Annotated in this window: 20 protein-coding genes; 15 read left to right on the top strand and 5 right to left on the bottom strand. The window is 73.3% G+C overall.

Translation table 11 applies throughout. From position 1 onward, the window contains the following. Window positions 1-12 precede the first annotated feature (12 nt). The gene (gabT, locus tag ACFZBD_RS10455; protein WP_391138728.1) at window positions 13-1,347 is read right to left on the bottom strand and encodes a 4-aminobutyrate--2-oxoglutarate transaminase; all 1,335 of its coding nucleotides are present in this window, start codon (window positions 1,345-1,347) and stop codon (window positions 13-15) included. 301 nt (window positions 1,348-1,648) lie between these two features. Between gabT and ACFZBD_RS10450 the strand changes: the two genes are divergently transcribed. From ACFZBD_RS10450 to ACFZBD_RS10395, 12 genes are all read left to right on the top strand, one after another. Then, complete coding sequence (locus tag ACFZBD_RS10450) at window positions 1,649-3,994, top strand: ATP/GTP-binding protein (protein WP_391138726.1); 2,346 nt, start codon at window positions 1,649-1,651, stop codon at window positions 3,992-3,994. Between the two features lie 188 nt (window positions 3,995-4,182). Next, on the top strand, window positions 4,183-5,841 hold the full coding sequence (locus ACFZBD_RS10445) for a PucR family transcriptional regulator ligand-binding domain-containing protein (RefSeq protein WP_391138724.1): 1,659 nt from the start codon (window positions 4,183-4,185) through the stop codon (window positions 5,839-5,841). A gap of 293 nt (window positions 5,842-6,134) precedes the next feature. Beyond that, window positions 6,135-7,106, top strand: a complete 972-nt coding sequence (locus ACFZBD_RS10440; RefSeq protein WP_391138722.1) for an EamA family transporter — start codon at window positions 6,135-6,137, stop codon at window positions 7,104-7,106. Between the two features lie 230 nt (window positions 7,107-7,336). Beyond that, on the top strand, window positions 7,337-8,782 hold the full coding sequence (locus ACFZBD_RS10435) for an aldehyde dehydrogenase family protein (protein WP_391138720.1): 1,446 nt from the start codon (window positions 7,337-7,339) through the stop codon (window positions 8,780-8,782). Between the two features lie 320 nt (window positions 8,783-9,102). Next, window positions 9,103-11,028, top strand: a complete 1,926-nt coding sequence (locus ACFZBD_RS10430) for an acyl-CoA dehydrogenase family protein (RefSeq protein ID WP_391138718.1) — start codon at window positions 9,103-9,105, stop codon at window positions 11,026-11,028. Between the two features lie 112 nt (window positions 11,029-11,140). Then, window positions 11,141-12,379, top strand: a complete 1,239-nt coding sequence (gene aroA / locus ACFZBD_RS10425) for a 3-phosphoshikimate 1-carboxyvinyltransferase (protein ID WP_391138716.1) — start codon at window positions 11,141-11,143, stop codon at window positions 12,377-12,379. 34 nt (window positions 12,380-12,413) lie between these two features. Beyond that, the gene (gene dxr, locus ACFZBD_RS10420) at window positions 12,414-13,673 is read left to right on the top strand and encodes a 1-deoxy-D-xylulose-5-phosphate reductoisomerase (RefSeq protein ID WP_391138714.1); all 1,260 of its coding nucleotides are present in this window, start codon (window positions 12,414-12,416) and stop codon (window positions 13,671-13,673) included. Further along, a complete protein-coding gene (locus tag ACFZBD_RS10415) occupies window positions 13,670-14,974 on the top strand; it encodes a site-2 protease family protein (protein ID WP_391138712.1) in 1,305 nt (434 codons plus the stop codon). Before dxr ends, ACFZBD_RS10415 begins: the two co-directional genes overlap by 4 nt. A 102-nt stretch (window positions 14,975-15,076) precedes the next feature. Next, the gene (gene ispG, locus ACFZBD_RS10410) at window positions 15,077-16,234 is read left to right on the top strand and encodes a flavodoxin-dependent (E)-4-hydroxy-3-methylbut-2-enyl-diphosphate synthase (protein ID WP_391138710.1); all 1,158 of its coding nucleotides are present in this window, start codon (window positions 15,077-15,079) and stop codon (window positions 16,232-16,234) included. Window positions 16,235-16,393: 159 nt separating this feature from the next. Continuing rightward, window positions 16,394-17,239, top strand: coding sequence for a GNAT family N-acetyltransferase (locus tag ACFZBD_RS10405; protein ID WP_391138707.1), 846 nt, complete (start codon window positions 16,394-16,396; stop codon window positions 17,237-17,239). 182 nt (window positions 17,240-17,421) lie between these two features. Beyond that, window positions 17,422-17,982 (top strand): GNAT family N-acetyltransferase, encoded by a 561-nt coding sequence (locus ACFZBD_RS10400; RefSeq protein WP_391138705.1) that lies wholly within the window; start codon window positions 17,422-17,424, stop codon window positions 17,980-17,982. 68 nt (window positions 17,983-18,050) lie between these two features. Further along, window positions 18,051-19,745 carry a proline--tRNA ligase gene (locus tag ACFZBD_RS10395; RefSeq protein WP_391138703.1) on the top strand — a complete coding sequence of 565 codons (1,695 nt, stop codon included), beginning with the start codon at window positions 18,051-18,053 and terminating at the stop codon, window positions 19,743-19,745. A gap of 175 nt (window positions 19,746-19,920) precedes the next feature. Here the strand turns inward: ACFZBD_RS10395 and ACFZBD_RS10390 are convergent, their stop codons facing one another. The 4 genes from ACFZBD_RS10390 to ACFZBD_RS10375 are packed head-to-tail and all read right to left on the bottom strand — an operon-like array spanning window position 19,921 to window position 22,954. After that, the gene (locus ACFZBD_RS10390) at window positions 19,921-20,940 is read right to left on the bottom strand and encodes an SPFH domain-containing protein (RefSeq protein ID WP_391138701.1); all 1,020 of its coding nucleotides are present in this window, start codon (window positions 20,938-20,940) and stop codon (window positions 19,921-19,923) included. A 52-nt stretch (window positions 20,941-20,992) separates the two neighbouring features. Next, a complete protein-coding gene (locus ACFZBD_RS10385; protein ID WP_391138699.1) occupies window positions 20,993-21,892 on the bottom strand; it encodes an aminoglycoside phosphotransferase family protein in 900 nt (299 codons plus the stop codon). A 34-nt stretch (window positions 21,893-21,926) separates the two neighbouring features. Then, window positions 21,927-22,355, bottom strand: coding sequence for a DUF4439 domain-containing protein (locus ACFZBD_RS10380; protein ID WP_391138696.1), 429 nt, complete (start codon window positions 22,353-22,355; stop codon window positions 21,927-21,929). Further along, on the bottom strand, window positions 22,352-22,954 hold the full coding sequence (locus ACFZBD_RS10375; protein WP_391138694.1) for a hypothetical protein: 603 nt from the start codon (window positions 22,952-22,954) through the stop codon (window positions 22,352-22,354). The genes ACFZBD_RS10380 and ACFZBD_RS10375 overlap by 4 nt, the downstream gene beginning before the upstream one ends. Window positions 22,955-23,113: 159 nt before the next feature. On the opposite strand from ACFZBD_RS10375, the gene rimP reads away from it, so the two are divergent. From rimP to ACFZBD_RS10360, 3 genes are all read left to right on the top strand, one after another. Further along, window positions 23,114-23,611, top strand: a complete 498-nt coding sequence (rimP, locus tag ACFZBD_RS10370; protein WP_391138692.1) for a ribosome maturation factor RimP — start codon at window positions 23,114-23,116, stop codon at window positions 23,609-23,611. A gap of 2 nt (window positions 23,612-23,613) precedes the next feature. Then, window positions 23,614-24,621, top strand: coding sequence for a transcription termination factor NusA (gene nusA, locus ACFZBD_RS10365; protein WP_391138690.1), 1,008 nt, complete (start codon window positions 23,614-23,616; stop codon window positions 24,619-24,621). A 121-nt stretch (window positions 24,622-24,742) separates the two neighbouring features. Then, window positions 24,743-25,021: a DUF448 domain-containing protein gene (locus ACFZBD_RS10360; protein WP_391138688.1), complete on the top strand. Its 279-nt coding sequence runs from the start codon at window positions 24,743-24,745 to the stop codon at window positions 25,019-25,021. The last annotated feature ends 81 nt before the right edge of the window (window positions 25,022-25,102 follow it).

Genomic DNA, 25,102 nt, shown 5'->3' with positions numbered 1-25,102 from the left:
GGTGTCGAACGATCAGATTCCGGCGAACGCGTTCTCGATGATGTCGAGGCCCTCGTTCAACAGGTCGTCGCCGATGACCAGCGGCGGAAGGAAGCGGAGCACGTTGCCGTAGGTGCCACAGGTCAGCACCAGCAGGCCCTCGGCGTGGCAGGCCTTGGCCAGCGCGCCGGCGGCCTCCGGGTTCGGCTCCTTGGTGGCGCGGTCCTTGACCAGCTCGATCGCGATCATGGCGCCGCGGCCGCGGATGTCACCGATGGAGTCGAACTTCTCGGCCATCGACGACAGGCGCGCCTTCATGACCGACTCGATGTTCTTCGCCTTGGCGTTGAGGTCGAGCTCCTTCATCGTCTCGATGGAGCCGAGCGCGCCGGCGCAGGCCACCGGGTTGCCGCCGTAGGTGCCGCCCAGACCGCCGCCGTGCACGGAGTCCATGATCTCGGCGCGGCCGGTGACGGCGGCGAGCGGCAGGCCGCCCGCGATGCCCTTGGCGGTCGTGATCAGGTCGGGGACGATGCCCTCGTCCTCGCACGCGAACCACTGGCCGGTGCGGCAGAAGCCGGACTGGATCTCGTCGGCGACGAAGACGATGCCGTTGTCGTTGGCGAACTTCACGATCTCCGGCAGGAAGCCCTTGGCCGGCTCGATGAAGCCGCCCTCGCCGAGGACCGGCTCGATGATGATCGCGGCGACGTTCTCGGCGCCGATCTGCTTGCTGATCTGGTCGATCGCCTGGGCGGCGGCCTCGGGGCCGCAGTTCTCGGCACCGGTCGGCCAGCGGTAGCCGTAGGCGACCGGGACGCGGTAGACCTCGGGGGCGAACGGGCCGAAGCCGTGCTTGTACGGCATGTTCTTGGCCGTCAGCGCCATGGTGAGGTTGGTACGGCCGTGGTAGCCGTGGTCGAAGACGACGACGGCCTGGCGCTTGGTGTACGAGCGGGCGATCTTGACCGCGTTCTCGACGGCCTCGGCGCCCGAGTTGAAGAGCGCGGACTTCTTGGCGTGGTCGCCCGGGGTCAGCTCGGCCAGCGCCTCGCAGACCTCGACGTACCCCTCGTACGGCGTGACCATGAAACAGGTGTGCGTGAAGTCGGCGAGCTGCGCGGCGGCGCGGCGGACCACGGCCTCGGCGGAGGCGCCGACGGAGGTCACGGCGATGCCGGAGCCGAAGTCGATCAGCCGGTTGCCGTCGACGTCCTCGATGATGCCGCCGCCGGCCTTCGCCGTGAAGACGGGCAGCACGGAGCCCACGCCACCGGCCACGGTGTCGAGGCGGCGGGCCTGAAGCTCCTGCGACTTCGGGCCGGGGATGGCGGTGACGACGCGCCGCTCCTGCGGGACAGCGTTCATGCGGGGCTCCTGGGATGTTCTGGACGCACTTGTGGTTTCTTCGCAGGCTAGGTGCGGGGGAGGGCGGCGGGCATGCGCCGATAGGGAGTGTTGCGGGGTGTGTCGTTGTCCGTCGCGGACATAGGCGCCCGCGCACGACACCGGCGCGAGTCGCTGAACTCACTCCCGTGGGGGCACTAGATTGACCGTGCACAGGCGGGCCTGGCTGGTCAGGGGGCAGCGGTTCATGGATTCCGAAGGCACATTCGACGCACGCGGCACACGGGCGAATCCCGTGCCCCGCCCGGCGACGCCCCCGCGGATGCCGGCCGCGCCACCGGGGGCGGCCGACGGCTCCGCCGCGCACCCGTCCCCGCCGCACCCGCATCCGGACCCGAACGCCGACGCGGACGCGAACGCGGAGCCGGGCCCCCACCACCCGCACCCCCACGCGCTCGCCACGCCGCCCGCCGGCTCGCCCTCGATGCCACGGCACGCCCCGGTCACCCGCCCCGCCGTCGCCGACTGGCTCCGCGTGCCCCGGCCCGCCGCCGCCCCCGGCGTCTGGCGGCTCGGCCACCGCGAGCGCCCCGAGGAGGAGCCGGACCTCGTGCCCGGCCGGCAGCTCCTCACCGGCGCCTTCGTCGCCTACCTCTGCGGCTGGCTGCTCTGGTCGCTCCTCTTCAACGGCTATCTGGAGGGGTGGTGGATCTTCGTCGACGACTGGTGGCTGCTGCCGATGACCCTCCTCGTCCCCGACGCGTGGCAGTCGCAGCACAGCCCTCACGTCCAGTGGTTCGCCGCCGCCACCTACCTCTGGGACGCCGTCGTCCTCGCCCTCCTCGCCGTCGGCTTCGGCCGGATCGGCAATTGGCGCGAGGTCTGGCTGCGGTACGGCGTACCCCTCTGGCCGCTCTTCGTCCTCGTCCAGGGCGTCTGGAACGACATGCCCCGCGACGTCGTGACCTGGTTGACCTGGGCCTCCAACCTCTACTACGTCCTCCTCGCCGTGGCCGTCGCCGCGGCCGTCACCCGGGTCGGCACCTGGCCCGCCGTCCGCCGCCGCCTCGGCACGGCCGACCCGGCCGACGAGCCGCCGCCCCCGCCCGCCGCCGACCCCGCCGAGTGGCCCGAGCTGCGCGAGGCCGGACTCACCGAAGCCGCGAGCACCCTCGCCGACGCCACCCGCCGGGGCACCCTCGGCGATGTCGACTACGCCCGGATCCGACGCGCCTGGCAGGGCGTCCGCGCCCGGCCCGAGCGGCTCGCCGCCTTCGCCGACGCCGTACGCACCCGGGGCGCCGCCGCCTGCGCCCACCCCTCGGGCGTCCGCGACCTGCCCGTCCGTACCGCCACCCACGACCTCGCCACCGCGCAGGTCCTCATCGGCACCGCCGCCGACCACCCCCGCAACCCCTACGCCCGCCGCACCACGGGCGTCGCCCTGGAGCCGGGCCTCCTCGGCACCTCGCTGCTCGCCGTCGGCCCCGCCGGGTCCGGGAAGACCGTCCGCCTCGTACGGCCGGTGGTGGAGTCCCTCTGCCTGCAGGCCCTGGCCAACCGGGCGGCCGTCATCGCCGTCACCGCCCACGGCACCGCCGTCGGCCCCGACGACGCGTTCGACGTGGTCGTCGCCGTCGGACGCCCCGACTCCACCCACGACCTCGACCTGTACGGCGGAGCGGACGACCCCGACGAGGCGGCGCGGATCCTGAGCGAGGCGCTCGTCGGCGACCTGGCCGCCGACAGCCGCCGGGCCGCCACGGCGCTCGCCCAGCTCCTCGGCCCGTTCCACAGCGCGTACCGCCGCTTCCCCGCCGTTCCCGAGCTGCGCGAACTGCTGGCCGGTACGCCCGACGCCCTCGACGCCCTGCGCGAGGCCGTCGCGGACGACCCCGCCCAGCTGCGCGAACTCGACGCCCGCGCCCGCCAGGCCACCCGCGGCGACGACGTCGGGGTCCTGCTCGCCGAGCGGATCGCCTTCCTCGACCGGCCGGCGTTCGCCCGCTTCTTCCGTACCGACGGACAGGAGCGGCAGTTCTCCCTCCGGGCCGTCGAGCACCCGCTCCGCGTCCGCGTCGACCTGCCCGAGCGCGGCCACGCCGAGGCCTCCCGGATCGTCTCCCGGCTGCTGCTCGCCCAGTTCGCCGAGGCCGCCCTCGCCCGCCGCGACCGGTCGCTCTTCGCCTGCCTGGTCCTGGACGACGCCTCGTACACCGTCACCGGCGAGTCGGTCCGGGCGGTGCAGCGGCTGCGTTCGGCCAACGCCGGGGTCGTCCTCGCGCTGCGCAGCCTGGAGGAGGTCCCCGAGACGCTGCGCGGCGCGCTGCTCGGCGCGGTCGGCTGCCGGATGGCGTTCGCCGGGATCGCGCCGTGGGACGGCGGGCGGTTCGCCGAGACCTGGGGCACCGAATGGGTGCAGACCAGGGACGTCACCAACCGGCAGATCATCTCCGACGAGCCCCTCACCAAGGCCCTGCACTTCATGCGGCGGGTGGTGACCGGCAAGGCGGCGACGGCCGAGGCCGTGACCGTACGGGAAGTGGAACGCGAGCGGTGGTCGGCCTCCGACCTGGCCCACGCGGTCCCGGCCGGCCACGCCGTGCTCTCCCTCGCGCACGTCCGGGGGGAGCACACGCCACCCCTGCTGGTGGACCTGCGCGGCTGAGGCGGCGGCGCGCGGGCGGTACGGGAGCGGGCGGTACGGAAGGCGCGCCGGGCACTCCCGTCGTGCCTTCCGGCCGTCCGGCGGCGGGTCGGCGCCGAGCCCACGCGGGACCCGGTGGGCCCTGGCACAATCGGGAGGCGCCGCTCGGCTGAGCGGCCTCCCCTCGCTCAAAGGTCCGACGGTCCCCAATGCCGCCCACCCTCGCCTCACTCGTCCAGCACTCGGCGCTCAAGCTCACCGTCCGAGCCGGTGAGGACCGGCTCGACACCCCCGTGCGCTGGGCCCATGTCAGCGAGCTCGCCGACCCCGTCCCCTACATGGAGGGCGGCGAACTGCTGCTCACCACCGCGCTCACCCTCGACGCCGAGGACCCCGAGGCGATGCACCGCTATGTGCGGAGGCTGCTCGCCGCCGGGGTCGTGGGGCTCGGCTTCGCCATCGGGGTCAACTACGACGACATTCCCGAGGCGCTCCTCGACGCGGCCCGCGCGGAGGGGCTGCCGCTCCTGGAGGTGCCCCGGCGGACCCCGTTCCTGGCGATCAGCAAGGCGGTGTCGGCGGCGATCGCGGCGGACCAGTACCGGGCCGTGACCGCCGGCTTCGAGGCGCAGCGCGAGCTCACCCGGGCGGCGCTCGCGGAGGGCCCGGACGCGGTCGTGGCGCGGCTGGCGGCGCACGTGGACGGATGGGTGGCGATGTACGACACCTCGGGCACCGTCCTCGCCGCGTCCCCCGAGTGGGCGGCCCGCCGGGCCGCCCGGCTGACACCCGACGTCGAGCGGCTGCGGGACCGGCCGGCGCCCGCGAGCGCGGTGGTCGGGGGCACCGACGACCGGGTCGAACTGCAGTCGCTCGGCACCGGACGGCGGGTGAGGGGCGCGCTGGCGGTCGGCACGGGGGCGCCGCTCGGGACGGCGGAACGGTACGCCGTGCACTCCGCCATCGCTCTGCTCACGCTCACGACGGAGCGCTCGCGCTCCCTGCAGGCGGCGGAGGGGCGGCTCGGCGCCGCCGTGCTGCGGATGATGCTGTCGGGGCAGCCGGACCACGCGCGGGCCGTCGCGGGCGACCTGTACGGCGGACTGCTCGACGCCCCCTTCCGGCTGCTGATCGCGGAGGTGTCCAGCGGGTCGGGCGGGTCCGGTGGTTCCGGCGGATCGGCCTCGACCAAGGCGACCCGGTCGACCAGGGCGACCGGATCCACGAAGGCGACGGGATCGGCCGGGGAGCCGGAGAAGGAGCCGCCGCTTCCGGCGCTCGCCGACGCGCTGGAATCGGCGGCGGCCCGGGCGGGCGAAACGGTTCTGGCGGTACCGGAGAGCGAGGGCCGGCTGGTCGTCCTCGCGGGGGACGGCGGAGCGGTCGTGATCGCCTGCGCGGCGTACGCGGAACGGGAGGCGGAGGACGCGGGCGTCGTCGTCGGCCTCTCGGCCCCGACGGGGCCGATCGCCGCGGGCGCCGCGTACAAGCAGGCCGAGCAGGCGCTCTCGGTGGCCCGGCGGCGCGGACGGGCGCTGGTCGAGCACGAGGACCTGGCGGCGGGCTCGGTCCTGCCGCTGCTCGCGGACGACGCCGTCCGCGCCTTCGCGGACGGCATGCTCCGCGCCCTGCACGAACACGACGCCACCGGCCGCGGCGATCTGGTCGCCTCCCTCCGCGCCTGGCTCTCCCGCCACGGCCAGTGGGATGCGGCGGCCGCGGACCTGGGCGTCCACCGCCACACGCTCCGCTACCGCATGCGCCGGGTCGAGGAGATCCTGGGCCGCTCCTTGGACGACCCCGACGTCCGGATGGAGCTCTGGCTGGCCCTGAAGGCGACGGGCGCCGACGCGCCGGAGACGCGCTGAGGGGAGGGACGGCCGTTCACGGCGGGCCGGCGCCGTCGGCGCCGTCGGCGCCGTCCACCTCCGCCCGCCCCAGGGCCGCCCGGGCCCCTCGCCCCCGTCGGGGCTCTCAGCGGCCGTCCACCTCCGGCCCCGCCTCAGGGCCCCCCGGCCCCCTCGCCTCCATCGGCGCCCTCAGCGCCCGTCCACCTCCGCCCCCGCCTCTGGGCCCCCGGCCCCGTCGACACCCCGCTCCCCTGCCCGATGCCGGGCAGAATTCCTGGCACTCGGGGCGGGAAGTGCCTAATCTCCTGCTCATGACAAGCCCCGCCGTCGATCCGGCCTCCGAGGTCCAGACGTCCGCCTCCGGCGCCCCCCACGCCCCCGCCCCCCGTCCGCCCCGCCGGATCTCCGGTGGCGTGTGGGTCGCGCTCGGGATCGTCTACGTCGTCTGGGGCTCCACGTACCTCGGGATCCGGATCGTCGTCGAGACGATGCCGCCGTTCCTCTCCGCGGGCGCCCGGTTCGTCACCGCCGGGCTGATCCTCGCCGCGCTCATCGCCTGGCGGCAGGGGCCCAGGGCCCTCAAGGTCACCCGGCGGGAACTCGCCTCCGCGGTCGTCGTCGGTCTGCTGCTCATCCTCGGCGGCAACGGCCTCGTCGTGCTCGCCGAGACCACCGTCCCCTCCGGCCTCGCCGCCCTCCTCATCGCCGTCGTGCCCGCCTGGGTCGTCGTCCTGCGGGCCGCGTACGGCGAGCGCCCCGGGGCCGGTGCCGTCACCGGCGTACTCCTCGGTCTCGTCGGCCTCGCCGTCCTCACCCTCCCCGGCCTCAGCGGCGACGTCCGGATCAGCGGCGTCCTCCTGGTCATCGTCGCCACGGTCATGTGGTCCGTCGGGTCCTTCTCCTCCGCCCGGATCCCCATGCCCGCCAACCCCTTCACCGCCAGCGCGTACGAGATGGTGGCGGGCGGTCTCGGGGGCCTCGCCCTCGGGCTGGTCCGCGGCGAACAGCAGGGCCTCGACCTCGCCGCCGTCTCCACCCGCTCGTGGACCGCGCTCGCCTACCTGATCGTCTTCGGCTCCCTGATCGCGTTCACGGCGTACGCCTGGCTCCTCCAGTCGGCCCCGCTCTCGCTCGTCGCCACCTACGCGTACGTCAACCCCGTCGTCGCCGTCCTCCTCGGCGCCCTCGTCCTGGACGAGGCACTGACCTGGCCGATCGCCCTCGGCGGCGCCGTCGTCGTCGCGGGCGTCTGCCTCATCGTCACCACCGAGCGACGGTCGTAGCGGAGGCCGTGGCGAGGGGTGCGGCGCGAGCCCGGCCGGAGCCCCGGCCCCGCCGCACGACGCCCCGCGCCACGACCCGCCGGCGCCCCTTCCTCCAAACCGTCGACCCCCCGCCCCCCACCACTCCACCACGGACAAACGACGCCTCGGCTCCTCGGCCCTAACGTGGCACGCAGACACGTCAGCGACACCCACTGGCGGACCAACCGATACGAAAGGGCCGGGACGCAATGACTGCCACCCACGCCTTCTGGCTCGCCGGCCGCGAGGCCACCGGCGAGGCCACCTTCGACGTCACCTCCCCCTGGGACGGCCGTGTCGTCGGCACGGTGAGCGTTCCCACCGAGGCCCAGGTCGAGGAGGCCGTCGCCGCCGCGCACGCCGTCGTCGACGAGTTCGCCGCCACCCCGGCGCACGTGCGGGCCGCCGCCCTGGACCACGTATCGAAGCGTCTCGTCGAGCGCACCGAGGAGATCGCCCAGCTGATCTCCGCCGAGAACGGCAAGCCCATCAAGTGGGCCCGAGGCGAGGTCGGCCGCGCCGTCTCCGTCTTCCGCTTCGCCGCCGAGGAGGCCCGCCGCTTCAACGGCGGCGAGGCCCAGCGCCTCGACACCGACGCCGGTGGCGTCGGCCGGCTCGCGATCACCCGCCGCATGCCCAAGGGCGTCGTGCTCGGCATCGCGCCGTTCAACTTCCCGCTGAACCTCAGCGCCCACAAGGTCGCCCCGGCCATCGCCGTCGGCGCCCCGATCATCCTCAAGCCGGCCCCGGCCACCCCCATCTCGTCGCTCGTCCTCGGCGAGCTGCTGGCCGAGACCGACCTCCCGGCCGGCTCCTGGTCCGTCCTGACCGTGCCGAACGACCGGATGCCCGCCCTCGTCCAGGACGAGCGCCTCCCCGTCATCTCCTTCACCGGCTCCGACAAGGTCGGCTACGCCATCCAGGAGTCCGTGCCCCACAAGCACTGCACCCTGGAGCTCGGCGGCAACGCCGCGGCCGTCGTCCTCGGCGACTGGGCCTCCGAGGCCGACCTGGACTGGGCGGCGACCCGCATCGCCACCTTCTCCAACTACCAGGGCGGCCAGTCCTGCATCTCCGTGCAGCGGGTCATCGCCGACGCGTCGGTCTACGACCGGCTCGTCCCGAAGGTCGTCGCCGCCGTCGAGGCGCAGGGCACCGGCGACCCGTCGGACGACACCACCGACGTCGGCCCTCTCGTCAGCGAGGACGCCGCCAAGCGCGTCGAGGCCTGGGTCGACGAGGCCGTGAAGGACGGCGCCGCCCTCCTCACCGGCGGCAAGCGCGAGGGCGCGACCTACGCCCCCACCGTGCTCGCCGACCTGCCCGCCGGCACCACCCTGGCCTGCGAGGAGGTCTTCGGACCGGTCCTCACCCTCACGAAGGTCGACGGCGAGGCCGAGGCCTTCGCCGCGGTCAACGACTCGAAGTTCGGCCTCCAGGCCGGCGTCTTCACCCACGACCTGCAGACCGCCTTCCGCGCCCACCGCGCGCTGGAGGTCGGCGGCGTGATCGTCGGCGACGTCCCGTCCTACCGCGCCGACCAGATGCCGTACGGCGGCGTCAAGCAGTCCGGCGTCGGCCGCGAGGGCGTCAAGTACGCCATGGACGACTACACCTACGAGCGCGTCCTGGTCCTCACCGGCCTCGCGCTGTAGCAACCACCCCACCCGCGGCCGTACGCGTCCCACACCTACGTCCGCCCGCAGCCGTACGACCGTCACACCCGTACGGCCCAAGACCGACGGCCGGAGCCCACTGTGCGGGGGCTCCGGCCGTCTTCGCGTCCCCGCGGCCGCCCGCGCCCGGGCACCCGGCCCCCGGCGGCCCGGGTACGGGCGCCGGCCGGCGGTCCGCGCCGGGTCCCGGGCGGGGGCCCGGGCCGGCGCTCGTGTTTCCTGCCGCCGCGAAATCGGGTACGACGGACGGGTAGCCACAAGCCCCACGAGCCCCCGATGAGCGGCGAGGTGAGCTCCGCATGTCCGCACCCACCCAGCGGCCCAAGGTCACGGAACGAGAAGCGCGTCAGGTCGCCGAGGCCGCGCGCGAGCAGGACTGGCGCAAACCCAGCTTCGCCAAGGAACTCTTCCTCGGACGCTTCCGCCTGGACCTGATCCACCCCCACCCCATGCCCGCGCAGGAGGACGTACGGCGCGGCGAGGCCTTCCTCGCCAAGCTGAAGGACTTCTGCGAGACCCGGATCGACGGCCGGCTGATCGAACGCGAGGCCCGCATCCCCGACGAGGTCGTCGCCGGCCTCAAGGAGCTGGGCGCCCTCGGTATGAAGATCGACCCGAAGTACGGCGGGCTCGGTCTCACCCAGGTGTACTACAACCGCGCCCTCGCCCTCGTCGGCACCGCGAGCCCCGCCCTCGGCGCCCTGCTCTCCGCCCACCAGTCGATCGGTGTGCCGCAGCCGCTGAAGATCTTCGGCACGCAGGAGCAGAAGGCGACGTTCCTGCCGCGCCTCGCCCGCACCGACATCTCCGCCTTCCTGCTCACCGAGCCGGACGTGGGCTCCGACCCCGCCCGGCTCGCCACGACCGCGGTCCCGGACGGCGACGACGCCTACGTCCTGGACGGCGTCAAGCTCTGGACCACCAACGGCGTCGTCGCCGACCTGCTCGTCGTCATGGCCCGCGTGCCGAAGTCCGAGGGCCACAAGGGCGGCATCACCGCCTTCGTCGTCGAGGCCGACTCGCCGGGCGTCACCGTCGAGCACCGCAACGCCTTCATGGGCCTGCGCGGCCTGGAGAACGGCGTCACCCGCTTCCACAGTGTCCGGGTCCCCGCCGCGAACCGGATCGGCCCCGAGGGCGCCGGTCTCAAGATCGCGCTCACCACCCTGAACACCGGCCGGCTCTCCCTCCCCGCCATGTGCGTCGGCGCGGGCAAGTGGTCGCTGAAGATCGCCCGCGAGTGGGCGTCCGTACGCGAGCAGTGGGGCAAGCCGGTCGCCCGCCACGAGGCGGTGGGCACGAAGATCTCGTTCATCGCGGCCACCACGTTCGCGCTGGAGGCCGTCGTCGACCTGGCCTCGCAGATGGCCGACGAGGACCGCAACGACATCCGCATCGAAGCGGCCCTGGCCAAGCTCTTCGGCTCCGAGATGGGCTGTCTCATGGCCGACGAGCTGGTCCAGATCCGCGGCGGCCGCGGCTACGAGACGGCGGACTCCCTCGCGGCGCGCGGCGAGCGGGCCGTCCCGGCCGAGCAGCTCCTGCGCGACCTGCGGATCAACCGGATCTTCGAGGGCTCGACCGAGATCATGCACCTGCTCATCGCCCGTGAGGCGGTGGACGCCCACCTCTCCGTGGCCGGCGACATCATCGACCCCGACAAGTCCCTCTCCGACAAGGCCCGCGCGGGCGCCCGGGCCGGCGGCTTCTACGCCCGCTGGCTGCCCCAGCTCGTCACCGGGCAGGGCCAGGTGCCCGGCGCGTACCGCGAGTTCGGCGAGCTGGCCACCCATCTGCGGTACGTCGAACGGACATCGCGGAAGCTGGCCCGGTCGACGTTCTACGCGATGTCGCGGTGGCAGGGCCGGATGGAGCTGAAGCAGGCCTTCCTCGGCCGGATCGTGGACATCGGCGCGGAGCTCTTCGCGATGAGCGCGGCGTGCGTACGGGCCGAGTCCCTGCGGGCGACGGGCGACCACGGCCGCGAGGCACACCAGCTCGCCGACGTGTTCTGCCGGCAGTCGCGGCTGCGCGTGGAGGAGCTGTTCGGCCGCCTGTGGTCCAACACGGACGACATCGACCGCAAGGTGGTCGAGAGCGTCCTCGCGGGAGCATACGGATGGCTGGAGGACGGCATCGTCGACCCCAGCGACGACGGCCCCTGGATCGCCGACACCCCGCCGGGCCCGTCCACCCACGAGAACGTCCACCGCAAGATCCCCTGAGCGGCCGGGGCCGGGCCCCGACCCGCACGGCGTGCCCGCGGCGGCGGGGGGGGGGGGCCCCCCCCCCGCCCCCCCCCCCCCCCCCCCCCCGTCCGCCCGGCACCATGGGCCCGTGACCGTCATCGACATCCCCGGCTCCAAGTCCGTCACCGCGCGCGCCCTCTTCCTCGCGGCCGCCGCGCGCGGGACGACGACCCTCCTCAGGCCCCTCGTCTCCGACGACACCGAGGGCTTCGCCGAAGGGCTGAAGACCCTCGGTTACGCGGTCCGCCAGGAAGCCGGGGCGTGGCACATCGAGGGGCGGCCCGAGGGCCCCGCCCGGGAGAGCGCCGAGGTGTACTGCCGCGACGGCGCCACCACCGCCCGCTTCCTGCCCACCCTCGCCGCCGCCGGGCACGGCACCTTCCGCTTCGACGCCTCGCCCCAGATGCGCCGCCGCCCCCTCGGCCCCCTCTCCACCGCCCTGCGCACCCTCGGCGTCGACCTGCGGCACGAGGAGAAGGAGGGCCACCACCCCCTCACCGTCGCCGCCCGCGGCATCAAGGGCGGGGCGCTCACCCTCGACGCCGGCCAGTCCTCCCAGTACCTCACCGCGCTGCTGATGCTCGGCCCGCTCACCGCCGAGGGCCTCACCGTCACCGTCACCGACCTGGTCTCGGAGCCGTACGTCGAGATCACCCTCGCGATGATGCGCGCCTTCGGCGCACGGGTCACCCGGGAGGGCCGTACGTACACCGTCGAGCCCACCGGCTACCGCGCCGTGCGCTACCCCGTCGAGCCCGACGCCTCCACCTCCTCGTACTTCTTCGCCGCCGCCGCGCTCGAACCCGGCCGGACCGTCACCGTCCCCGGCCTCGGCACCGGCGCCCTCCAGGGCGACCTCGCCTTCGTCGACGTCCTGCGCCGGATGGGCGCCGAGGTGGAGATCACCGACACGGCCACCACCGTCCGCGGCACCGGCACCCTGCGCGGCCTCACCGTGAACATGCGGGACATCTCGGACACCATGCCGACCCTCGCCGCGCTCGCCCCCTTCGCCGACGGGCCGGTCCGCATCGAGGACGTCGCCAACACCCGGGTCAAGGAGTGCGACCGGCTCGACGCCTGCGCGGAGAACCTCCGCCGCCTCGGCGTCACCGTCACCACCGGCCCCGACTGGATCGAGATCCGGCCCGGCACCCCGGCCGGCACCGGCGTCGAGATCGCCACCCACGGCGACCACCGCATCGTCATGTCCTTCGCCGTCACCGGCCTGCGGACCCCCGGCATCACCTTCGACGACCCCGGCTGCGTCCGGAAGACGTTCCCCGACTTCCACCGGGTCTTCGGAGCGTTCACCCGTACCCCGTGAAGGGCGCGCGGTCTTTGCGGCAAGAATGGGGGGCATGAGCGACCGCCCCTCTCCTCTCGCCGATCCGCACATCGCCTTCGACCCAGCCGAAGGCCGCCGGGACATCGTCGTCCTCGGCTCCACCGGATCCATCGGCACCCAGGCCATCGACCTGGTCCTGCGCAACCCCGACCGCTTCCGGGTCACTGCCCTCGCCGCGTCCGGCGGCCGGGTCGAGCTGCTCGCCGAGCAGGCGTACAAGCTGAAGGCGGCGACGGTCGCCGTCGCCCGCGAGGACGTGGTGCCCGCGCTCCGCGAGGCGCTGCGGCGGTGGTACGGCTCCGAGACCCTCCCCGAGGTCCTCGCCGGCCCCGACGCCGCCACCACGCTGGCCGCCTCCCCGTGCCACACCGTGCTCAACGGCATCACCGGCTCCATCGGCCTCGCGCCCACGCTCGCCGCCCTCGAAGCCGGCCGCACCCTCGCCCTGGCCAACAAGGAGTCGCTGATCGTCGGCGGCCCGCTGGTCAAGGCCCTCGCCGAGCCCGGCCAGATCATCCCGGTCGACTCCGAGCACGCCGCGCTCTTCCAGGCGCTCGCCGCCGGCACCCGCGCCGACGTCCGCAAGCTGGTCGTCACCGCCTCCGGCGGCCCCTTCCGCGGCCGTACGCGCGAGGAGCTGGCGCACGTCACCCGCGAGGACGCCCTCGCCCACCCCACCTGGGCCATGGGCCCGGTGATCACGGTGAACAGCGCCACCCTGGTGAACAAGGGTCTTGAGGTCATCGAGGCGCACCTCCTCTACGACATCCCCTTCGACCGCATCGAGGTCGTCGTCCACCCCCAGTCGTACGTCCACTCGATGGTCGAGTTCACCGACGGCTCCACCCTCGCCCAAGCCACCCCGCCGGACATGGGCGGCCCCATCGCCGTCGGCATCGGCTGGCCCCGGCGCGTCCCGGACGCCGCTCCCGCCTTCGACTGGACCAAGGCCTCCACCTGGGAGTTCTTCCCCCTCGACACCGAGGCCTTCCCGTCCGTCGGCCTGGCCCGCCACGTCGGCGAACTCGGCGGCACCGCCCCCGCCGTCTTCAACGCCGCGAACGAGGAGTGCGTCGAGGCGTTCCTCGCCGGAAGGCTGCCGTTCAACGGAATCATGGATACGGTCACGGCAGTCGTCACCGAACACGGCACCCCCGCCCGGGGAACCTCACTGACGGTGTCGGACGTCCTCGAAGCGGAGACCTGGGCCCGCGCCCGGGCCCGCGAACTGGCAGTAGTCGCAGCGAAGGCAACCGCGGAGGCGCGCGCATGACCGTACTTCTCACCCTCCTCGGCATCGCGCTGTTCGCGCTCGGCCTGCTCGTCTCCATCGCCTGGCACGAGCTGGGCCACCTCTCCACCGCCAAGCTCTTCGGCATCCGCGTGCCGCAGTACATGGTCGGCTTCGGCCCCACGATCTGGTCGAAGCGGAAGGGCGAGACGGAGTACGGCATCAAGGCCATCCCGGCCGGCGGCTACATCCGCATGATCGGCATGTTCCCGCCCGGCAAGGACGGCCGCATCGAGGCCCGCTCCACCTCGCCCTGGCGCGCCATGATCGAGGACGCCCGGGAGGCGTCCTTCGAGGAGCTCCAGCCCGGCGACGAGAAGCGGCTCTTCTACACGCGCAAGCCGTGGAAGCGCGTCATCGTGATGTTCGCCGGCCCGTTCATGAACCTGATCCTCGCCGTCCTGCTCTTCTTCGGCAGCGCGATGGCCGTCGGCTTCGAGACCCAGACCACCAAGGTCGCCGGCGTCACCAACTGCGTCATCGACCAGAGCGAGAAGCGCGACTCCTGTGTGCCGGGCGACCGCCCCTCGCCCGCCAAGGCCGCCGGGCTGCTCAAGGGCGACCGGATCGTCGCCTTCAACGGCGAACGCGTCACGGACTGGAACACCCTCTCCGACCGCATCCGCGCCACCACCGGGCCCGCCACCGTCACCGTCCAGCGCGGCGGCGAGGAGCTGGAGCTCCGGGCGACGCTCCTGGAGAACAAGGTCCTGAAGAAGGACGCCGACGGCAACGTCGTCCAGCCCGCGCAGTACGTCTCCGCCGGCTACCTCGGCTTCGAGTCCGGCCGCGAGGTCGTCCCGCTCACCTTCGGCGAGTCCGCCTCCCGGATGACCGACCAGCTCCAGGCCGGCTTCGAGTCCGTCCTCGCCCTGCCCGGCAAGATCCCGGACCTCTGGGACGCCACCTTCGGCGACGGCGAACGCAAGCAGGACTCACCCGTAGGCGTCGTCGGCGCCGCCCGCATCAGCGGCGAGCTGATGAACATCGACGCACCCCCGCAGACCATCCTGGTCTTCTTCCTGCAGCTGGTCGTCATGTTCAACGTCTCGCTGTTCCTGTTCAACATGCTGCCGCTGCTCCCGCTCGACGGCGGACACATCGCGGGCGCCCTGTGGGAGTCCGTACGCCGCCACACCGCGCGGATCTTCCGGCGTCCCGACCCCGGCCCGTTCGACGTGGCCAAGCTGATGCCGGCCGCCTATGTCGTCGCGGGCGTGTTCGTCTGCTTCACGCTCCTCGTCCTCGCCGCCGACATCGTCAACCCGGTGAAGCTGACGTGACCGTTCGGCGGCCGGAGCCCCGGGGTGTCCGGCCGCCCGCCGCCGGGGCGGTAATCTCGAAGACCTGAGCCCGATGAACCACACCTTGGGGTTGTACAGCTGATGACCGCGATTTCTCTCGGTATCCCGTCCGTTCCGACCCGGCTCGCCGAGCGGCGCAAGAGCCGCCAGATCCAGGTCGGATCGGTCGCGGTGGGCGGGGACGCGCCCGTCTCGGTGCAGTCGATGACGACGACCCGCACGTCCGACATCGGCGCCACGCTGCAGCAGATCGCCGAGCTGACGGCCTCCGGCTGCCAGATCGTGCGCGTGGCCTGCCCGACGCAGGACGACGCCGACGCGCTCGCCGTCATCGCGAAGAAGTCGCAGATCCCGGTCATCGCCGACATCCACTTCCAGCCGAAGTACGTCTTCGCCGCGATCGACGCCGGCTGCGCCGCCGTCCGCGTCAACCCCGGCAACATCAAGCAGTTCGACGACAAGGTCAAGGAGATCGCGCACGCCGCCAAGGCCGCGGGCACCCCGATCCGGATCGGCGTCAACGCGGGCTCGCTCGACGCCCGGCTACTGAAGAAGTACGGCAAGGCCACCCCCGAGGCGCTGGTCGAGTCCGCGCTGTGGGAGGCCTCCCTCTTCGAGGAGCACGGCTTCGGCGACATCAAGATCTCGGTCAAGCACAACGACCCGGTCGTCATGGTCAACGCCTACCGCCAGCTCGCCGCCCAGTGCGACTACCCCCTGCACCTCGGCGTCACCGAGGCCGGCCCCGCCTTCCAGGGCACCATCAAGTCCGCCGTCGCCTTCGGCGCGCTGCTCTCCGAGGGCATCGGCGACACCATCCGCGTCTCGCTCTCCGCGCCGCCGGTCGAGGAGGTCAAGGTCGGCAACCAGATCCTGGAGTCGCTGAACCTCAAGCCGCGCCGCCTGGAGATCGTCTCCTGCCCGTCCTGCGGGCGCGCCCAGGTCGACGTCTACAAGCTGGCCGAGGAGGTCACCGCGGGCCTGGAGGGCATGGAGGTCCCGCTGCGCGTCGCCGTCATGGGCTGCGTCGTCAACGGCCCCGGCGAGGCCCGCGAGGCCGACCTCGGCGTCGCCTCCGGCAACGGCAAGGGCCAGATCTTCGTCAAGGGCGAGGTCATCAAGACCGTCCCCGAGTCGAAGATCGTCGAGACCCTCATCGAAGAGGCGCTGAAGATCGCCGAGCAGATGAAGAAGGACGGCGTGACGAGCGGCGAGCCCGAGGTCCTCACCGTCGCCTGACCCCCGGCCCCGCCACCCCCGGCCCGGTCCGTACGTCACGAAGCCCCGCCGCACCCGTGCCGCGGGGCTTCGCCGTACCCTTCCGGCCGCACGCCGGACACCTCGCCGACGCGCCAGGTACAGTGCGGAGATCAGCAGACCGCATGGTGAGGCCCCCTCGTGTTGACGCAGACCACCACCCGGGTCCTCGAACCCGCCGACCTCGGCGCCGCGCTCGCCGTCCTGGAGAGCGCCCCCGTCGAGAACGCCTTCGTCACCGCCCGCGTCCAGGCGGCCGGACTCGACCCCTGGCGCCTCGGCGGCGAGATGTGGGGCTGGTACACCGACGGACGGCTGCGCTCCCTCTGCTACTCCGGCGCCAACCTCGTCCCCATCTGCGCCACCCCCGAGGCCGTCCGCGCCTTCGCCGACCGCGCCCGCAGGACCGGCCGCCGCTGCTCCTCCATCGTCGGCCCCGCCGAGGCCACCGCACGGCTCTGGCAACTCCTCGAACCAGGCTGGGGCCCCGCCCGCGACATCCGCCCCCACCAGCCCCTGATGGTCACCGACCGGCCCTCCGCGGACGTCGCGCCCGACCCTCTGGTCCGCCGGATCCGCAAGGACGAGATGGAGGTGATCATGCCCGCGTGCGTGGCCATGTTCACCGAGGAGGTCGGCATCTCGCCGATGGCCGGCGACGGCGGCCTGCTCTACCAGGCCCGCGTCGCCGAACTCGTCGGCTCCGGACGCTCCTTCGCCCGTATCGAGGACGGCAAGGTCGTCTTCAAGGCGGAGATCGGCGCCGCCACCCCCCAGGCCTGCCAGATCCAGGGCGTCTGGGTCGCCCCGGAACACCGCGGCAAGGGCCTCTCCGCGACCGGCATGGCCGCCGTCCTGCGCTACGCCCTCGCCGACGTCGCCCCCGTCGTCAGCCTCTACGTCAACGACTACAACACCCCCGCCAGGGCCGCCTACCGCCGCGTCGGCTTCCGCGAGGTCGGGGCCTTCATGAGCGTGCTCTTCTAGGGTCTGTCGTTCGGATCATGCCGGGCTCGCGGGCCCTGGCACCGCACCTCGCCGCGTTGTCGTCGGTCGCCGACGCTCCGCGTCGACTCCCTCCTCCGCCTTGCGATGCACAGCACCAGACCCCGCTCCCTGATCCGGCATGATCCGAACGACAGACCCTCGCGCGCTTGTAGGGTGCGCGCATGGATGACGACGCCCCGGTCACGATCGGACCGGTCGACCTCGCCGCGCGCGTGGACGACGCCCTCGCCGTACAGGCCCTCGCCTTCGGGCTGAGCGAGGACGAGATCGTCGTACGACGCCATATCGTCCTGCGCCACCTGCTCGACCCCGGCGCCCGCGCCTACGGCGCCACCACACCCGACGGCCGGCTCGTCGGCTTCGTGTACGGGATGCCCAACGACCGCGTCCACTGGTGGTCGAGCGTCGTGGAGCCCTACCTCCGCGCCAACGGCACCGAGGAGTGGCTCGACGACTCCTTCGTCATCACCGAACTCCACGTCCACCCCGCCCACCAGGGCCGCGGCGTGGGCCGGACGCTCATCACCACCATCACCGACCAGGCCGAGCAGCCCCGCTCCATCCTCTCCGCCATCGACACCGAGAGCCCGGCCCGCGCCCTCTACCGCGCCCTCGGCTACACCGACCTCGCCCGGCAGGTCCACTTCCCCAGCGCACCCCGCCCGTACGCCGTCATGGGCGCCCCGCTGCCGCTGCTGCGCAAGCCCTCCCGACGGAACTGATTTCCGCCCGCACGGGCCCCAGGGCTAACCTCCTAGCCATCACACTTTTCACCGCAGGAGAGATCCCCATGGCCCAGGTCCAGCGCATGTCCCGGTTGATGGTCAAGACACTGCGCGACGACCCGGCGGACGCCGAGACGCTCAGCCACAAACTGCTCGTCCGCGCCGGTTACGTCCGCCGCAACGCCGCGGGCATCTGGTCCTGGCTGCCGCTCGGCATGAAGGTCCTGGAGAACGTCTCCCGCGTCGTCCGCGAGGAGATGGACGGCATCGGCGCGCAGGAGGTCCTGCTGCCCGCGCTGCTGCCCAAGGAGCCCTACGAGGCCTCCGGCCGCTGGGAGGAGTACGGCGCCGAGCTGTTCCGCCTCCAGGACCGCAAGGGCGGCGACTACCTCCTCGGGCCCACGCACGAGGAGATCTTCACCCTGCTGGTCAAGGACCAGTGCACGTCCTACAAGGACCTGCCGGTGATCCTCTACCAGATCCAGTCGAAGTACCGCGACGAGGCGCGCCCCCGCTCGGGCATCCTGCGCGGCCGCGAGTTCCAGATGAAGGACTCGTACTCCTTCGACACCACCGACGAGGGCCTGGCCGAGGCGTACGCGCTGCACCGCGCCGCCTACATCCGGATCTTCGACCGGCTCGGCCTCGACCACAAGATCGTCTCGGCGGTCTCCGGCGCCATGGGCGGCTCCGCCTCCGAGGAGTTCCTGGCCCCGGCCGCGGCGGGCGAGGACACCTTCGTCCACTGCTCGAACTGCGCGTACGCCGCCAACACGGAGGCCGTCACCTTCCGCACCGAGCCCGAGGACGCGAGCGCCCACGGCCCGGCCGAGGACGTCGAGACCCCCGACACCCCGACCATCGAGGCGCTCGCCGCGTACCTGGACGTGCCGGCCTCCCGCACGTTGAAGAGCCTGCTGGTCAAGGTCGACGGCGAGATCGTCGGCGTCGGCGTGCCCGGCGACCGCGAGGTCGACCTCGGCAAGCTGGAGGACCACCTGGCCCCGGCCGTCGTCGAGCTGGTCACCGCCGAGGACTTCGAGGGCCGCCCCGACCTCGTCCGCGGCTACGTCGGCCCGCAGGGCCTGGAGAAGGTCCGCTTCATCGCCGACCCGCGCATCGCCCCCGGCACCGCCTGGATCACCGGCGCCAACAAGCCCGCCACGCACACGCGGAACGTCGTCGCCGGCCGCGACTTCCAGGTCGACGACTACCTCGACGTGGTCGTCGTCGAGGACGGCGACCCGTGCCCGAACTGCGGCACCGGCCTGACGATGGACCGCGCGATCGAGATCGGCCACATCTTCCAGCTCGGCCGCAAGTACGCCGACGCCTTCCAGCTCGACGTCCTCGGCCAGAACGGCAAGCCCGTCCGGGTCACCATGGGCTCGTACGGCATCGGCGTCTCGCGCGCCGTCGCCGCCCTCGCCGAGCAGCACGCCGACGACAAGGGCCTGTGCTGGCCGGCCGAGGTCGCCCCGGCCGACGTCCACGTCGTCGCCGCGGGCAAGGCGCTCCAGACCGAGCTGGCGCTCGAGGTGTCCGAGAAGCTGAAGGACGCCGGCCTGCGGGTCCTCGTCGACGACCGCGCGGGTGTCTCCCCGGGCGTGAAGTTCACCGACGCGGAGCTGATCGGCGTCCCGAAGATCCTGGTCGCCGGGCGCCGCTCGGCCGAGGGCGTCGTGGAGCTGAAGGACCGCCGCACGGGCGAGCGCGAGGAGCTCACCGTCGCCGAGGCGATCGCCCGCCTCGGCGCGTAAGGCCCTACGACGACGTCCGCCGCGAACGCCCGCTCCGGCGGGTCGTGCACGGCGGACGTCGTCGTATCGGGAACCTGCGGGGCCGGGAGGCGTGGCCGCAAGCGACCGGAGCCCGGCGGCCGCGACCGTCCGGGCGCCCCGCGCGGCTCCGCCCGTACGGTGTCGGCGCCCGGGGTCAGACCACCGTGCCGTCCCGGGGCTCCGGGTCGACCGGAGGGCCGGTCAGGGTGTCGTCCACCGGCTCCCGGAGCACGGGCTGCGGGACCGTCCGGGAGCGCCCCTCGTCCGGCAGCGGCGGCGGCGGCTCCTCGAACGTCTCGGTCGGGGCGACCGGCGGATCCGCGACCAGCGGGGACACCGGGGCGGCCGGCGCCACCGGCGCCGGCGGCTTCGCGGCGGGCTCGGTCCGCCCGGCCTGAGCCGGGTCCGGCTGGTTCTGGGCCGCGCGCTCCAGGAACCGCAGCAGCTCCACCGGGAACGGCAGCACCAGCGTCGAGTTCTTCTCCGCCGCCACCGCCACCACCGTCTGCAACAGCCGCAGCTGCAGGGCGGCCGGCTGGTCCGACATCACCCCGGCCGCCTCGGCCAGCTTCTTCGACGCCTGGAGCTCCGCGTCCGCGTTGATCACCCGCGCCCGCCGCTCACGGTCCGCCTCCGCCTGCCGGGCCATCGACCGCTTCATCGTCTCGGGCAGCGACACGTCCTTGATCTCGACCCGGTCGATCTGCACCCCCCAGCCGATCGCGGGGGAGTCCAGCATCAGCTCCAGCCCCTGGTTGAGCTTCTCCCGGTTCGACAGCAGGTCGTCGAGGTCGCTCTTGCCGATGATCGACCGCAGCGAGGTCTGCGCCATCTGCGAGACCGCGAAGCGGTAGTCCTCCACGCGCACCAGCGCCTCGGCCGCGTCGACCACCTTGAAGTACACGACCGCGTCCACCCGCACCGTCACGTTGTCCCGGGTGATGCCCTCCTGGGCGGGCACCGGCATCGTCACGATCTGCAGGTTCACCTTGTGGAGCCGGTCGACCACCGGAACGATCATCGTGAATCCGGGGCCGCGCACACCCTCGCGCAGCCGCCCGAAGCGGAAGACGACACCCCGCTCGTACTGTTTCACCACGCGCGCGGCGGTGGCGGCGTAGACCGCGGTGGCCACGCCCACCCCGGCGGCGGCCGAGAGCAGTTCCTCGATCATGACGGCCCCCTGCGGTTCGAGCCGGTCAGAACGTTACGAAAAGGGTATTCCCCTACAGCCAGTCCGCGAACTCCAGCAGCAGCTCCGCGTCCTGCCGCCGCCCCGCCGCCAGCGCGCGCGTGCCCGACTCCACGGCCCGGAACAGCGTCCAGCCGCGCAACCGCTCCCGGTCGAGCTCCAGCGAGTCCGCCAGCTTGTTGACCCGGCGGCGCGCCGCCGAGGCCCCCGCCGAGGCCGCGACCAGGTCCTCGACCCGGTCCCTCACCAGCCGCGCCAGGTCGAAGGCGCGCTCGCCCACCAGCGGCTCGGGCCCGACGGCCAGCCACGGCGCCCGGTCCCCGCCGAGGACCTTCCCCTGGCGGAAGCAGCCGTGCAGCAGCAGCGTCTCCGGCGGGTCGGCGACCAGCTCCTCGCGCGCCTCCAGCGCCGCCGCCGTCAGCGCGCCGGCCACCGCGTCGCCCCGGTAGGGCTCCATGACCGCCGCCTGCCGGGCGGTGCGCTCCGCGACCGACTCGAATCCGTGCCCCGCGGGGGGCTCGACCCACAGCCGCCGCACGGTGCCGGCCGCCTCCAGCAACGCCTTCGCCTCCGGCAGCGAGCGCAGCGACACCTCCGGGTGCAGCCTCTCCAGGACCAGTGCCCCGTCGCCGGCGTCCCCGAGCAGCCGCACCGCGCCCCAGCCGTTCCAGTGCGCCAGGGCGTCCCGCTCCAGCTCGGGGCGGGCGAACGCCGGGCCGACCTTCAGCGCCGCAGGGGAGCCGTCCGGCTGCCGTACGAGCACGACCAGGCTGCTCCGGCCGCCCGGCGCCATCGTCCGTTCGGCGTCCAGGGAGGCGCGGTCCAGCGCGTCGCGGGTCAGCTCGGGGAGCCGGGCGAGCCACTCGGCCGCGACCGCGTCCCCGTACGTCTCGCCCAGCGTCCGCACCAGTCGCTGCGGCGGTTCGAAACCCATGCGTGCGTTGTTCCTTCTGCCGTTCGGAGCCTCGTCAGGGCCGGGCGGGTGCGCGCTCGGCGAGCCCAGGAAAGGTTACGTCCCCACCGCGCCAGCGGGCGGCCCGTACCGCCGCCTCGCGCAACGCGGCGGCCGCGTCCCGCCGCAGCGGGCCGCGCGCCGCCCGGACCAGGTCGGAGTACACCCCGGCCACCCGGTCCTCCAGGAAGGCCGCCAGGCGCACCGCCGCGGCGCTGTCCGGCACGGTGAAGGGCAGCTCGTACGCCGCCGCCGCGACCGCCGGTTCGCCGCCCAGGTCGCGTACGGTCCGGCGCAGCACGTCCCGTCGGGCCCGGTGCCCGTCGTACGCCGCCACGGCCTCCGCGCGCCGCACGGCGCCGACCCGGCCGCCGACGACGCCGTAGCCGTACACCGCCGCGTGCTCGGCGGCGAGGGCGGCCTGGGCCGCTTCGAGGGCGCTCATCCCCGGGCTCCTTCGGTCAGCAGGTACGCGTGCGCCGCACCGGCCGCCGCGACCGAGGCGAGCAGCCGGGCGTACTCGGGCGGGGCGTCGAGCAGGGCGGCCGTGTGGACGTCGGCGGTGGCGCGGACCGCCGCGGTCAGCTCCCGCAGCGCCGCGGCCGGATCGGCCGGTACGACGGCGGCGGCGGCGGACGCCGACGGGCGCGCGCCGCCGGGGGACCGCCCGCCCGGGCTCGCGTCCGGGCCGTGCGGGTCCCGCGCGGCGGCGGGGCCGACGCCCGGAGCGGACGAGGCGGCCGGGTCGCCCGTCCCCCCGTCGCCCAGCGCCGTGGTGTGCGCCGCCACCGAGGCCCGCAGCGGCGCCAGCCGGGCGGCCAGCGACGGATGGGCGGTGAGGACCGCGTCGAATCGGGTCAGCAGGGCGCCGCTCGCCGCCGCCGACCTGCGGCGCAGCGCCTCCTCGGCGCGGGCCGCCCGCTCGGCGGCCGACGGGGTGCGCGGGCCGTCCGGGCCGGCCCCGGAGGTGCAGCCGGCCAGGGTCACCGCACCGGCGCCCGCCGCGAGGAGCGCGCGCCTGCCTACCGTCCCCGTGCGCCCCACGTTCGCTCCCTCTGCCTCGATCCACGATCCCGAAGATCACCGCAGGCGAGCGTACCCGCGGCCCGGCCCCATGGACGGCAACACCCCTTGGGACCGGATACCCTTTGGTCTGACACGCGACGACACCACAACAGCACACGCGGCCGAGGAGTCACCCGGATGAGCACCACCCAGAGCGACAGGCTGCGCGGACTCCTGGAGCCGCTCGTCCACGCGAAGGACCTCGATCTCGAAGAGATCGAAGTGTCCCGGGCCGGCCGCCGAGGACTGCTGAGGATCATCGTCGACTCGGACGAGGGCGTCGAACTCGACACCTGCGCCGAGCTGAGCCGCGCCATCTCCGCGAAGCTCGACGAGACGGACGCGATGGGCGAGGGCGAGTACGTCCTCGAGGTCAGCTCGCCCGGCGCCGACCGTCCGCTGACCCAGCACCGGCACTACGTCCGGGCCGCCGGCCGTCTGGTCAAGCTGCAGCTGCACGAGGGCGACGACGTGATCGCCCGGATCCTGACCGTGGACGACGACGGCCTCGACCTCGAGGTGCCGGGCGTGAAGGGGCGCAAGCCCACCGCCCGCCGGGTCGAGTTCGCCGACATCGCCAAGGCGCGTGTCGAGATCGAGTTCAACCGCAAGGACAAGAAGGAAGAGGAGGCGTAGCCGTGGACATCGACGTGAAGCTCCTGAAGGGCTTGGCACAAGAGAAGGAGATCTCCTTCGACCTGTTGGTCGAGGCGATCGAGTCGGCCCTCCTCATCGCCTACCACCGCACCCCCTCGGCCCGCCGCCACGCGCGCGTGGAGCTGAACCGGCAGACCGGTCACGTGACCGTGTGGGCGAAGGAAGACCCCTCCGACCTCGAGGAGGGCCAGGAGCCCAAGGACTTCGACGACACCCCGTCGGACTTCGGCCGGATCGCGGCGAGCACCGCCCGCCAGGTCATCCAGCAGCGGCTGCGCGACGCCGAGAACGACGTCACCTTCGGCGAGTACGCCCGCCGGGAGGGCGACATCGTCGCCGGCCAGGTGCAGCAGGGCAAGGACCCGAAGAACGTCCTCGTCAAGCTGGACGACAAGCTGGAAGCCATCCTTCCGGTGCAGGAGCAGGTGCCGGGCGAGGACTACACGCACGGTCTGCGGCTGCGTACGTACGTCGTCCGGGTGGCCAAGGGCGTCCGCGGCCCGTCCGTCACCCTCTCGCGCACCCATCCCAATCTGGTGAAGAAGCTCTTCGCCCTGGAGGTGCCCGAGATCGCGGACGGTTCCGTCGAGATCGCGGCGATCGCCCGTGAGGCCGGTCACCGTACGAAGATCGCGGTGCGCTCCACCCGGTCGGGTCTGAACGCCAAGGGCGCCTGCATCGGCCCGATGGGCAGCCGTGTCCGCAACGTCATGGCGGAGCTGCTCGGCGAGAAGATCGACATCGTGGACTGGTCGGACGACCCGGCCGAGATGGTGGCCAGCGCCCTGTCCCCGGCCCGGGTCTCCAAGGTCGAGATCGTCGACCTGGCCGCCCGCTCGGCCCGGGTGACCGTGCCGGACTACCAGCTCTCCCTCGCCATCGGCAAGGAAGGGCAGAACGCCCGGCTCGCCGCCCGCCTCACCGGCTGGCGCATCGACATCCGTCCGGACACCGAGCAGCCGGCGGGCGACGACCGCGACCGCGACTGATCGTCCGGGCGAGGGAATAGATCACGCCGTGGTGACGTTCCGCTACGACGAGATCACGACAAAAGACCGTTCGACTTCTGCCCTGAACGGGTGAGGTCGCTACGGGGAGGTAGACTTAAACGTGTCTGGCCGGACGCATGCCCGCGTATGCCCTGAGCGAACCTGTGTGGGATGCCGGGAGCGAGCGGCCAAGAGCGATCTGCTGCGCATCGTGGCGGTCGAGGGCGCATGCGTCCCCGATCATCGCGGTACGCTGCCCGGCCGGGGTGCGTATCTGCACCCCGCCTTGGTCTGTCTCGACCTGGCGGTCCGCCGCAGGGCGTTCCCGAGGGCCTTCAAGGCCCAGGGACCGTTCGAAACGGCGTCGGTACGACAGTTCGTCGAGCAGGCGGCACCGTAAGAAGAAGTACGGCACGGATCACCGTGCGGTCAGGTACCTCGCGAGTTGGAAGTAGGTCGAGATTGCGATGAGCACTCGATG

The sequence above is a fragment of the Streptomyces sp. NPDC008121 genome, assembly GCF_042957155.1.
In the GTDB taxonomy this organism is placed as follows: domain Bacteria; phylum Actinomycetota; class Actinomycetes; order Streptomycetales; family Streptomycetaceae; genus Streptomyces.
Note: the sequence above shows the minus strand (reverse complement) of the source record. Positions and strands in the feature narration are given on the sequence as shown.

Excerpts from the sequence above, each read along its gene's own strand:
- gabT (WP_391138728.1), bottom strand. The coding sequence starts at position 1,347 with ATGAACGCTGTCCCGCAGGAGCGGCGCGTCGTCACCGCCATCCCCGGC.
- ACFZBD_RS10450 (WP_391138726.1), top strand. The coding sequence starts at position 1,649 with ATGCCGGCCGCGCCACCGGGGGCGGCCGACGGCTCCGCCGCGCACCCG.
- ACFZBD_RS10445 (WP_391138724.1), top strand. The coding sequence starts at position 4,183 with ATGCCGCCCACCCTCGCCTCACTCGTCCAGCACTCGGCGCTCAAGCTC.
- ACFZBD_RS10440 (WP_391138722.1), top strand. The coding sequence starts at position 6,135 with ATGACAAGCCCCGCCGTCGATCCGGCCTCCGAGGTCCAGACGTCCGCC.
- ACFZBD_RS10435 (WP_391138720.1), top strand. The coding sequence starts at position 7,337 with ATGACTGCCACCCACGCCTTCTGGCTCGCCGGCCGCGAGGCCACCGGC.
- ACFZBD_RS10430 (WP_391138718.1), top strand. The coding sequence starts at position 9,103 with ATGTCCGCACCCACCCAGCGGCCCAAGGTCACGGAACGAGAAGCGCGT.
- dxr (WP_391138714.1), top strand. The coding sequence starts at position 12,414 with ATGAGCGACCGCCCCTCTCCTCTCGCCGATCCGCACATCGCCTTCGAC.
- ACFZBD_RS10415 (WP_391138712.1), top strand. The coding sequence starts at position 13,670 with ATGACCGTACTTCTCACCCTCCTCGGCATCGCGCTGTTCGCGCTCGGC.
- ispG (WP_391138710.1), top strand. The coding sequence starts at position 15,077 with ATGACCGCGATTTCTCTCGGTATCCCGTCCGTTCCGACCCGGCTCGCC.
- ACFZBD_RS10400 (WP_391138705.1), top strand. The coding sequence starts at position 17,422 with ATGGATGACGACGCCCCGGTCACGATCGGACCGGTCGACCTCGCCGCG.
- ACFZBD_RS10395 (WP_391138703.1), top strand. The coding sequence starts at position 18,051 with ATGGCCCAGGTCCAGCGCATGTCCCGGTTGATGGTCAAGACACTGCGC.
- ACFZBD_RS10390 (WP_391138701.1), bottom strand. The coding sequence starts at position 20,940 with ATGATCGAGGAACTGCTCTCGGCCGCCGCCGGGGTGGGCGTGGCCACC.
- ACFZBD_RS10385 (WP_391138699.1), bottom strand. The coding sequence starts at position 21,892 with ATGGGTTTCGAACCGCCGCAGCGACTGGTGCGGACGCTGGGCGAGACG.
- ACFZBD_RS10380 (WP_391138696.1), bottom strand. The coding sequence starts at position 22,355 with ATGAGCGCCCTCGAAGCGGCCCAGGCCGCCCTCGCCGCCGAGCACGCG.
- rimP (WP_391138692.1), top strand. The coding sequence starts at position 23,114 with ATGAGCACCACCCAGAGCGACAGGCTGCGCGGACTCCTGGAGCCGCTC.